The sequence below is a fragment of the candidate division WOR-3 bacterium genome, from assembly GCA_039804165.1.
Classification (GTDB): Bacteria; Hydrothermota; UBA3072; order UBA3072; family UBA3072; genus JAFGHJ01.
On record JBDRZZ010000019.1, the window covers coordinates 19,390 to 30,302 of the forward strand.

The 10,913-nt window shown below is 32.6% G+C and carries 11 protein-coding genes; all 11 read right to left on the reverse strand.

The genetic code is table 11. From position 1 onward, the window contains the following. Nucleotides 1-7: 7 nt before the first annotated feature. The 11 genes from lpxD to ABIN61_07055 all read right to left on the reverse strand — a co-directional run bounded on the left by lpxD (nt 8) and on the right by ABIN61_07055 (nt 10,847). A complete protein-coding gene (gene lpxD / locus ABIN61_07005) occupies nt 8-1,015 on the reverse strand; it encodes a UDP-3-O-(3-hydroxymyristoyl)glucosamine N-acyltransferase (protein ID MEO0293950.1) in 1,008 nt (335 codons plus the stop codon). Further along, complete coding sequence (locus ABIN61_07010) at nt 1,012-1,965, reverse strand: OmpH family outer membrane protein (GenBank protein MEO0293951.1); 954 nt, start codon at nt 1,963-1,965, stop codon at nt 1,012-1,014. Before ABIN61_07010 ends, lpxD begins: the two co-directional genes overlap by 4 nt. Next, nucleotides 1,949-2,908 (reverse strand): hypothetical protein, encoded by a 960-nt coding sequence (locus ABIN61_07015; GenBank protein MEO0293952.1) that lies wholly within the window; start codon nt 2,906-2,908, stop codon nt 1,949-1,951. Before ABIN61_07015 ends, ABIN61_07010 begins: the two co-directional genes overlap by 17 nt. Continuing rightward, a complete protein-coding gene (locus ABIN61_07020) occupies nt 2,905-3,909 on the reverse strand; it encodes a hypothetical protein (protein ID MEO0293953.1) in 1,005 nt (334 codons plus the stop codon). The genes ABIN61_07015 and ABIN61_07020 overlap by 4 nt, the downstream gene beginning before the upstream one ends. Then, nucleotides 3,873-6,092, reverse strand: coding sequence for an outer membrane protein assembly factor BamA (bamA, locus tag ABIN61_07025; protein MEO0293954.1), 2,220 nt, complete (start codon nt 6,090-6,092; stop codon nt 3,873-3,875). Before bamA ends, ABIN61_07020 begins: the two co-directional genes overlap by 37 nt. A gap of 53 nt (nt 6,093-6,145) precedes the next feature. Then, the gene (locus ABIN61_07030) at nt 6,146-7,147 is read right to left on the reverse strand and encodes a Gfo/Idh/MocA family oxidoreductase (GenBank protein MEO0293955.1); all 1,002 of its coding nucleotides are present in this window, start codon (nt 7,145-7,147) and stop codon (nt 6,146-6,148) included. Nucleotides 7,148-7,155: 8 nt separating this feature from the next. After that, nucleotides 7,156-8,307 (reverse strand): DegT/DnrJ/EryC1/StrS family aminotransferase, encoded by a 1,152-nt coding sequence (locus ABIN61_07035; GenBank protein MEO0293956.1) that lies wholly within the window; start codon nt 8,305-8,307, stop codon nt 7,156-7,158. Continuing rightward, nucleotides 8,304-8,840, reverse strand: a complete 537-nt coding sequence (locus ABIN61_07040; protein ID MEO0293957.1) for an acyltransferase — start codon at nt 8,838-8,840, stop codon at nt 8,304-8,306. The genes ABIN61_07035 and ABIN61_07040 overlap by 4 nt, the downstream gene beginning before the upstream one ends. Before the next feature lie 4 nt (nt 8,841-8,844). Next, complete coding sequence (locus tag ABIN61_07045) at nt 8,845-10,158, reverse strand: sugar transferase (protein MEO0293958.1); 1,314 nt, start codon at nt 10,156-10,158, stop codon at nt 8,845-8,847. Nucleotides 10,159-10,482: 324 nt separating this feature from the next. After that, nucleotides 10,483-10,668 (reverse strand): integrase core domain-containing protein, encoded by a 186-nt coding sequence (locus ABIN61_07050; protein ID MEO0293959.1) that lies wholly within the window; start codon nt 10,666-10,668, stop codon nt 10,483-10,485. Beyond that, nucleotides 10,665-10,847 (reverse strand): hypothetical protein, encoded by a 183-nt coding sequence (locus ABIN61_07055; protein ID MEO0293960.1) that lies wholly within the window; start codon nt 10,845-10,847, stop codon nt 10,665-10,667. The genes ABIN61_07050 and ABIN61_07055 overlap by 4 nt, the downstream gene beginning before the upstream one ends. Nucleotides 10,848-10,913: the final 66 nt, after the last annotated feature.

The following is a 10,913-nucleotide window of genomic DNA, read 5'->3' on the forward strand; positions in this document are numbered from 1 at the left end:
TTTCTACTTATTTATTTAAATCCTCAAGTTTCTTAACTCTATTAAAAAGTTCAGGCAATCTTTTAAAATAACTGATAAGCCGCATCATCTCCATCTTCCTAATAGCAGGATATCCAAAAACAACTTCTCCATCTTCCACATCTCTATCAACCCCTGATTTTGCCACAACTTTTGCACCTTTACCAATTTTTATGTGATCTGCAATTCCAACTTGTCCTGCAATAACAGCACCATCTTCTATCTCACAACTACCACTAATACCAACTTGAGCAAGGATAATTACATTCTTTCCAATTTTAACATTATGGGCAATATGAACTCCATTATCTATCTTGGTTCCCTCCCCAATAATTGTATCCCCTATTGTCCCCCTATCAATCATAGAAAGAGCTCCTATTTCCACCCTGTCTTCTATTACAACTCTTCCAATATGAGGAATAGCTTCAAATTTTTCTCCCACTTGATGATAACCAAATCCAGAAGAACCTATAACAACGCCAGGGTAAATTATTACCTCTTTTCCAATCTTAGTATTATCCAAAATAATAGAATGAGGATAAATCACACTCCTATCACCAATCTCTACATCATTTCCTATATAGGAGAATGGAAAAATATTTACATCATTACCAAAAACACAGTTTTCTCCAATAAAAACATTTTTACCAACTTTTACATTCTTTCCCATCTTTACATGCTTTAAATTTTCCAAATTCTCAATTTGTCCTTCGCAAACTTTCGGCTTTTTCCAGTAGAATTCTTTTAATATTCCTATCATCGCACCTTTTACATCTTCCACCTTAATCCAAGCCTTAGCAGGACATTCCTTCACAGTATCTGGGACAATGCTTGCAGCTTTATCTAAACCTTTTATAGAAAAAACTTTTCTCCCGTCAAAGATAAAAACAAGATGCCCTTCCCGAACATCTGAAATTTCAGAAATACCTTTTATTTCAAAATTAGAATCTCCCCTTACTTCTTTTTTTAAAAAATCTGCAATCTCTTTTATCTTCACTTGTATAATTCGGCTATCTTAGGAAGAACTTTCTCAACAATTCGTTCTTTAAGATTTTCTTCCACTCCAACCTCGACGTTTTCAGAAGCTACAATCCCTTCTTTTTTTCTATCTACAATAGAATATTCAAATAAAATATTTCCTCCTTCAATCCAAACTCTCCCAATTAATACAAAAGTTATTCCAGACATATTTAGAAACTGTGTCGCAAGAGAAAGATTACTACTTACTTCCTCCTCATCTTCTATTGCTAAGCTCTTTTTTGTTTGAGTGAGATCAGCTGACTTAATCTCTTCAAAAGCTTTCCCCAAACCTTCTTTAATTGAGCTAAATATTAAATTTTTAATTCTACTTCCAAGACTTCTTGACTTAGAATCTGCATCTTCTTCCTTAAATTTAAAGATGTAATACTCAATTTTCTCTCCTACCACTACCTCTGGAACAGACATTTTATTCAAAGCCTCTATTACCTTATTAGTTATATCATACATCTCCTCTGCGTATATAACAACCCCAGTAGAAACATCAAGAATTAAAGAAAAACCCTCTTCCTTCGCAATCTCTGAAACCACTGTATCTATTTTCTGTATTAGAGGTTGCATCAATTCTTTGTTTAATGTTTCTGCTTTACCATCTTTCCGATAAATTTCATTAATGTAATTATCAAGCTCAGCTTTCTTCTTTTGAATTTCCTCCATCCTACGTAACTTTGCTTCCTCTGTCAGCATAAATGATTGCGTCTGCAAGTTTTTCTGAAGTTGCTCAAGTTCTTCTTGCCGTCGATTTATCTCTTTCTTCCATTCCTGAATTTTCTTCTCAAATTCAGCTTTTACCTCTTTTGCCTTTCCATACTCTGAAAGAATCCTTTGAGAATCAATATAACCTATCTTCTGTTGTGCAAAAATAGGCAATGCAAAAACAAAGAGAAAAATTTTAAAATTCCTTTTCATCTCTCCTCCCTTTTCCTTTAATAAAAGTTCCTATACTAAATATAAATTCATTATCAGTAAACACTCCATAATATCTTCTATTTTCAAATATTATTGAAACCGGAAGCTCAAACTCTGAAAAAGATAAACCTCCCAAAATTCTATCTGCCTTCACACTAACCCCATTCCCCATAGAATAAATTTTACCATAACCCAACTTAAGAAATCCATAGGTAAAACCAAACAAACTCTCTTTCCTATCAAAAGAAAAACTTATATTCCCATTTTCTCCAAATGAGTAATTAAAACCAACCCTTAAAGGTTTATCCAGTTCAAAATCAGACTTCTCACCCATTGATTCTTTCTCTATTTCTTCGTAAGGAGAATAATATCCTCCAAAACTTAAATTCTCAAGATTAAAATTAAAACCTAAACCCAAAGAATAACCTCTAAAATAGATTGAGATAGTATCATAAACATCATGATATTGCCTAAAATCAATCCACCACTTCTCTTCTATTTTTCCTGTTAACAAATTAAAATCAGTCCCTAATGAAATTAAACCGAAGCTCTTCTTTAAGAAAATGCCGAAACGAGATAAGCCACCTTTCCTTATGAAATAATCGGTGCAATAATAAAAATCTTCCGAATCTTGAGTAAAAGCTTCTAAACGAGAGCGATAAAGGATTTCAAAACTTCCCCCAGTATAAAACCCAAAATGTAAAGGAATAACAAAAGATGTAGAATACAAATCTCCATCTCTTGTATCAATATAATCATCTGTAAAGATAGAAAAATTAACAGAAATACAACTAGCAGTATCTGCAACTGCAGGATTTACAAGAACATTACCAATAATAGCGGGATTTTCTGAAAATCCATTTCCTCCAACCCATTCTCCAGGAAGTTTATCCGAAAGATTAGGGTTTAAGGATAAAATAAAAATAAGAATTAACCTAATCATTTTGGAAACTCCACCCAAACAAATTTTATTTCTCCCCCTTCAAGCTTCTCAACCCCAATTCCTCCTAATTCCCCTTGTGCTTTTACAACAATGTGGAATGTATCAAAAACCGGAACGTCTTTAAAGAAAGGAGCTAAATCAAAACTCATTGTGTCTTTCTCCGAAGAGTATATTGGATAAAATATATATCCCATTTTCATTATTCGCGCTTCTACCCCAAAAGGAATTTTATCTTTAACCTTAAATGATAACTTCGCTTCTGCTACTTTATTTAAATGATTCGGCAAAGAATCTCTCGGGAAGAAAAGATGAGTCTGGATTGAAAGACCTCTTCCAACCAAAAGAGAATCCTTAAAAATCGTATCTTGAAAAGGATTCTTAATTATATAAATTCCATCCTTTAAATAGAATAAAAAATCTCCACTTGCATTTTTCGTTTTTAAGACGGTCCCCACAAGACCAAATAAATAAAATGAATCTGAATGAACAGCAAGTCCAAAATTATTAATTGCATTAATTATGGAATCCCTTAAAGAAAGAGAATCTCCAAGAAAAATAAGAGGATTTGTGTCATTTATTGCTACAGTTTTTAAAGGATGCAAGGTATCAATAAGACGTCCCACATCACTCCATAAATAAATAGAATCCTCATCCCATTTCTCCTTAACTTTATAGAAAGTAATTAAAGCCCCTCCAGAGTCAGAAGCAAACTTAATAAAAAGACTATCAAAGCTATCCGGAATAGAATCAAATTTCATTATTGAATAAGAATCAAAAGGCCCTTTATTACCACAAAACAAATAATAAGAATCTCCTGTAGGAATAGCTTTAACTTTTGTATAAATTGAATCAATCTTTATAGTTTTTGTAAAAACAGGAACTGGTGCAATGTTGTATTCCTTCTTAGATCCACACCCTATCCCAAATAACACTAAAGAGAAGAAAAAAAACCTATTCAACAATTTTAAAATGTTGTCCCTAACTGGAAATGAGGTTTCCATCTTCTTTTTCCCTCAAATAAATTTAAGTTACAACCAAAATCAACACCTATTATACCCATCATTGGTATCTCAACTCTAAATCCTATACCTACCCCATAGTAAAGATCTGTCATATCAACTTCCTTTAAATCCTTAAAACAATTCCCCGCATCTAAAAATATCATTCCATAACCCTTATCTGCAAAATTTAACCTAAGCTCAAGATTATTAAGAAACGCAAAATTTCCCCCTATATATTTTTTAGAAAGGTCCGGAACAATTACCTCATTGTCATAACCCCTCACCCCCCATTCTCCAACACCTCCAAGTAAAAATCTTTCAAGTAAAGGGACTTCTTTCCCTTCTCTTCCTAAAGCATATCCAATTCTTGTTCTATTCATTATAACAAGCTCTTTAGCAAATATATTCTTAAATTTCCTTCCTTCAAGTATTATCTTATGATACTGTCTATCTCCTTTTAGAATTCCTCCAGCATATTTAACTCCTATTGAGTAATAATCCCCAATTGTTGGAGCTATTTTTGAATCTCGAGAATCATATACAAGAGTATTATACAAAGAACTTTCCCAATTAAGACCGGAATCAAGGTATTTATATTCTCCAGAAGCGTAAACCTCTTGCCTTTCCAAACGATAAGTCAAAGAGGAAGTAAGATTCCTTTCTCTATTTAAAATTCTTCCAAGAGATATAGAACTTCCCGCTTCTTTTACACTATAATATGAAGCTCTTTCCCAATAAGTATTATAAAGACTAAATCCAAAAGAAGTAGGTGTATCAAAGAGCCATGGTTGGGTCCATGAAAAAGACATATTTCTAAGATACTTTCCTTCTTCTTTACTATAAGCAAGGGATTTTTCAAAAGCTCCACTAATCACCTGACCCGTCCCATTAAAATTAGGAATTGTAACATTGAGACCTCCTGTAAGTCCTATACTTCCGGAATAAGCTATACTACCTGAAAAATACCCTGTGGGTTTTTCTGTAACTTTCAATATAAGATCTATCGAATCAGAAGTTGGAAATTCCATATCTATTTTAATATCAGAAAAATAATCAAGTCTAAAAACATTTCTATAACTGTGCATAACTTTATTTCTCTGAAATATCTCTCCAGGATAAATAACAATATTTCTTCTAATCACCTTATCATAAGTTTTATCATTCCCAACAACATTAATGTATCTTACATAAACGGGGTTACCTTTATCTACATAAAATTCAATATCAACTATAGAATCTTCAACAATATTATAATTAGGAGAAATTGTTGGATTTAAGTAACCAAAATCTGAATAATACACAGAAAGATCCTCAACTGTCTTTTTAATCTTTTCCTCAGAAAACAAATTTCCCTCTTTCCATTTTATCTTTCTTAAAACAAAATTAGGATCTTCTTTCCCTTCAATATTCGTCTTTCCAAAATAATAAGTTCTTCCTTCTTCCACTAAATAGTTGATTATTGCATTATTATTCTCATACTCCACATAAAAAGAATCTACTCTCGCATTCAAGAATCCATGATTTCTGTAAAAAGCCTCTATCTTTGGAACATCAGCCTCAAGAGAATCAACCTTAAGGCTATTATCCCTCCAGAAAGTCCACCATCTTTTAGTTTTATTAGAAAGAACTTTTGAAAGTTTTTTCCCTGAAAGGACTTTATTACCAATAAAATTAATTTTTTTAACCTTATATTTCTCACCCTCTTTAATAACAAAAGTCACATTCACACCATCTTCTTCAACTTCCTTAGAAATTGAAATTTCTGTTCCAGTAAAACCTTTCTCCTTATACAAGTCATAAATTTTACCTTTTATTCTGTGAAGTTTATATTCAGAAAGTAAAGCTGGAGGAGATAAATCTACGCAAGAAGAAATTTCCCCATCTTTTATTTTTTTATTTCCTTCGAAATTTAAAGACTTAAGCCTTGGGTTTTCTTCTACCTCAATTATAACCTCCACTCCACCTCCCTTTCTTTTAGCATCAAGTTTTATATCAGAAAAAAAACCTGTTCCATAAAGGGCTTTTATTGCTTCTATTCCTTCTTCCCTTGTCAAGATCTCCCCTATTTGAAGACCGGAAGAACGAATAACAAGAGAAGTGTCAACTTCTTTAACACCTTTAACACTTACTTCTGTTATTACCTCTCCATAAGGAAAAGCAAATAAAAAAAGTAACCCTATCATTTCTATTTTGCCTGAAGATTAATATTTTTTGTCATAAAGTCAAGGGATCTAGTTCACCCTTCTTTATAGACAATCCTCTTCTCCCTGAAGCTTCTCTCTGCCATCTCAATAACTTTTATTACTTTAAGTGCCTTATAACCGTCTGTTAAAGGTTTCTTTCTCTCTTTCACACATTCTAAAAAATGTTCCATTTCTACTTTTAAAGGCTCTTTATTAGAAAGAGTTGGAGAAATTATATCTCCTGAACGATAAGAAAGCAAAAATTCACCATAATCATGTGGATTTTCAAACTCTACCCCAGAATTATAAATTTTTACCTTTTCTTCAGGATTGGTTTCATCATAAACAATCATCTTCTTACTCCCCACCACAATTGTCTTTCTAACCTTAGAAGGAGCAAGCCATCCCACTTGAATGTCTGCAATCATTCCGCAATCGAAACCCAGTTGAATAAAAGCCACATCTGGCAAACCATTCATAATAGAAGCCTTTGCCATTGTTGAAACCGAAATCACTTCTGAATCAATCCACCTGAAAATAATAGATAAATCATGAGGAGCTAGATCCCATAGTACATTTACATCTTTACGATGGATCCCTAAATTTACTCTTGTAGAAGTTATATATTGAACCTCTCCAATTTCATCATTCTTTATTATATCACTGATTTTTATCACTGCATCATTATATTCAAATATATGACCGACCATCAAAATGCAACCTTTTTCTTCTGCTAACTTTATTAGTTCCTGAGCTTTATCCGAAGACTCCGCCAAAGGCTTTTCAACAAACACGTCTTTCCCTTCATTAAGGAATTCTTTCGCAATTTCATAATGAGAAGAAACAGGAGTTGATACAAGAACAGCTTTTATCTCTTTATTAGGAATTAACTCTCTATAATCTCTTACAAATTCTGCATTAGGAAACATTTTTTTAACCTCTTCCAAGCGTTTTACATCTTTCTCACACCCAATTACCTGTATCTCTCTAAAAGAAAGTAAATTTCGCATTAAATTTGGTCCCCAATATCCAAGACCAATGACCCCTACTTTCATCCTTCCTCCTATTTATAAAAATCTCTCACAGCTTCTACAACTCTACCAGCATCCTCATAAGACAAATGAGGATACATCGGTAAAGATAGAATCTCATTTGTTATCTTCTCCGTTACCGGAAGATCCCCTCTCTTATAACCATTTCCTTGCATTGCTTTCTGAAGATGCACTGGAATAGGATAATGCATTCCACAACCAATCCCTTTATCTTTTAAGTATTCAGCAAGCCGATCTCTTTCTTTTGTACGGATTACATAAAGATGATATACATGGTAAGAATCTTTAGACTCTATTGGAGTTACAATTGGTAATTCTTTCAAATTTTCGTTGTAAAAAGAAGCTATTTCTCTTCTCTTTTTATTCCACTTATCTAAAAGCTTCAATTTACACCGCAAAACAGCAGCTTGAAGCTCATCCAACCGAGAATTAAATCCTACCAATTCATGAGAATATTTGGTAGTCTGTCCATGTTCACGAAGTTTCCTTATAATTTCTGCATAATCGTCATTATTTGTTGTCACACCACCTGCTTCTCCAAAAGCACCAAGATTTTTAGAAAAATAAAAACTAAAAGCAGCTATATCTCCAAGAGTTCCTACCTTTTTACCTTTATATTCTGCACCATGGGCTTGAGCAGCATCTTCTATTATATAAAGTCCATACCTCTTTGCTATCTTTTTAAACTCATCCATATCCGCAGGATGACCATAAATATGGACGGGTAAAATAACTCTCAAAAAATTGCCTGTTTTTTTGTCTTTTAATCCTCCTCTCTCCCTAATGCAATTCCTTTCAATATATTCTAATGTTCTTTCTGAAGACAAAGTGTATGTTTTTGAATCAATATCCAACATCACAGGATAAGCCCCACAATGAATCACCGCCTCAATAGTAGCGAAGAATGTATGAGAAGGAACTATTACTTCATCCCCTTTCCCAACCCCTATAGCCTTTAAGGCGAAAAGAAGGGCTTCTGTTCCTGAACCAACACCAATGCAGTGTCTAACATTATTATAAAAAGCAAACTCTCTTTCAAATTCTTGAACATTTGGACCTAAATATAAAGACATAGAATTCAAAATATTATTCCATAATGTATGCATTTCATCTTTAATTTCTTCATACTGAGCTCGAAGGTCTACCAATGGTATATTTCTCATTCTAATCCCCTCCTAATTTTTGCTTTCTCTCCGTAAACAACAACTTTCTCTGGGACATCTTTTGTAACAGTAGAACCAAGTCCTATAAGTGAACCTTTACCAATTTTTATTCCACATTTAATGACCGACTGAGCTCCAATTGAAACCGAATCTTCCACAATAGTAGGTGTTATCTCATATTCTTCTATTAAATTCCCCTCTTCATCACAAGAGTATGGATAAACATCATTTGTAAAGATAACATTTGGCCCTATAAAAACACAATTTCCAATTGTAACACCCTCAGGAATAAAAACAAAAGGTTCAATCTTTACATTCTTTCCAATTTTTACTCCTTTTCTAATCTCAACAAAAGCTCCTATTTTAGTATTCTCTCCTATCTCTGCTCCATATATATTCACATTGCTCCATATAGTAACCCCATTCCCAAGAATTGAGTTTCTAACAATTATATTATACTCAGGTATTATTAAATCCTGTGCCTCCTCTGTGTTAAATTCTCTTTTCTCTCCTCTAATATTCAAAAACCCCATTTTTTCAATAAGCTCCTTTCCCAAAAACAATTGTATGTGGTGTTTGACTCAAAAGATGCAAATCAAGAGACAAACTTCTATTCTCTACATAGAATATATCAAGAAAACAAGATTTGTCAAATGGTAATCTTGCCCTTCCGAAAACTTGCCACACTCCTGTTACTCCTTGTTCCACAGAGAGACGTTCTTTATGCCAGTTGGAAAACTGAGTAACTTCATATGGAAGAGGTGGCCTTGGACCCACTAATGAAATTTCTCCCTTTAAAATATTAAAGAACTGAGGAAATTCATCCACACTTGTTTTTCTTATTATTTTTCCCCATGAAGTTACCCTTGCATCATTAATCATTTTAAATCTGTTTCCTCCATTATTATTTCCATTTATATAAGATTTAATAAATTCTTTATGAGGTTCCTCACAAGAATAAATAAACATAGAACGAAATTTCAACATTTTAAAAATTTTTCCATTTTTACCTACTCTCTCTTGAATAAAAAATACCGGTCCTTTAGAAGAGATTTTAACTCCTATTCCAGCAATAAACATAATAGGAGAGAAAATTATAATTGCAAAAATTGCTCCAATCATATCTATTATTCTTTTTGAAAAAAGATATCCTTTTGACTGCCCACTCCATCTAAATGGAACAACAGGGACATCTTCAATATAAGCCCAATAATCTACATCATCAATTCCACTTAAAAGTGGAGAAAATAAAATGACAGGAACTTTGTTCTTAAAATAAAAAAGATAATCAATTAAATTTTGCCAATTTTTTGTAAATGTAGAGAGAATAACAGGGCATCCTTTTCTCACATATTCTTCAATCTCTTCTTTTTTATCTGAAATTTTCTTTATCTTAAGACCCGAAACAAAATGTTCTTTTATCCACTTTTCAATAGTATTATAATTTCCTTCGGGAGCATAAAGAATAACCTCTGTTTTGGGTAATAACAAAGAAAATATAGGAATAATAACAATCCTTGAAAAGAAAGTAAAAAAAGAAAAAACAAAAAAAAGAATAAACAAAGATGGGACATATCGAGTGTGAAGAGATGATGAAAACCAAAGCCAGATTAAATAAAAAATAAAAATATATACAATCCCTTTCGAAGTTCTATAAATGTATCTAAAGCGGTTTAAAAAAACCAGATAATTGTATAAATCAAGATACGCAAAGATCCCAAGAACAAGCAAAGTGAAAACAAACATCTCTATATAAATATTATGAACAAAGCCAATTATTCTCTCAGGTACAACCTGATATGTCAAAAAAACTGAAACTATTGCAAAAAGAATATCAAAAAACAAAAGCAAAAGTTGTTGTTTCTTCCAGATAATATTTTTCCTCCTCTTTATTAGACGATTAAACCCTTTTATAGTTCCATTTTATACTAAAATCTTTAATAAAAAACTTTAAAAATAAAACTATCCTTTGCCTACCCCAAAATTTCTGCGTCAAAAGTCGGAGATTGAGTATTTGGAAGGTTTTATATTGGATTTTTCAAGGAAAAGGCATTGAAAAAACCTCCTCTCTAGTATAATAAAACCAAAAAGGAGTCAAGAATTAAATACTGTAAATAAAACTGTACTCTACCCCAAAAGTCAAGACACATTTTGAGGTTATAATTTGTAGACTTTTCATCCTGCTTTCCTCTTAAGTTTATATTTAGCTTCAAATTCTAAAGGACTCATATATCCCAAACTACTATGAACATATAATTTATTATAATCATTTTCAAACCAATTCTCTAACTTCTCTTTCGCTTCTCCAAGTGTCTCAAATTCATTAAGCCAGATAACCTCCTCTTTTATCGTCCTCCTCATTCGTTCGGTCTCTCTTTGCCTTTCAGATTATCATAAAAGGTCCATATCTGATTTGTTCCTAATGTTGCAGTGTCTTTCATAAAACTCACCGATGTAGGTTGTGACTCATTGTCACTTATCAGTTGTAAACCACTCCCTCTAACACCCAGAGGAAATTCACCATTTATTGCCCTTTCCAATGCCTCTTTCCAATCTCTCGTTTTGCACTTTAAAGAAATATTTCATCCAACAACCTTCTTCGTATA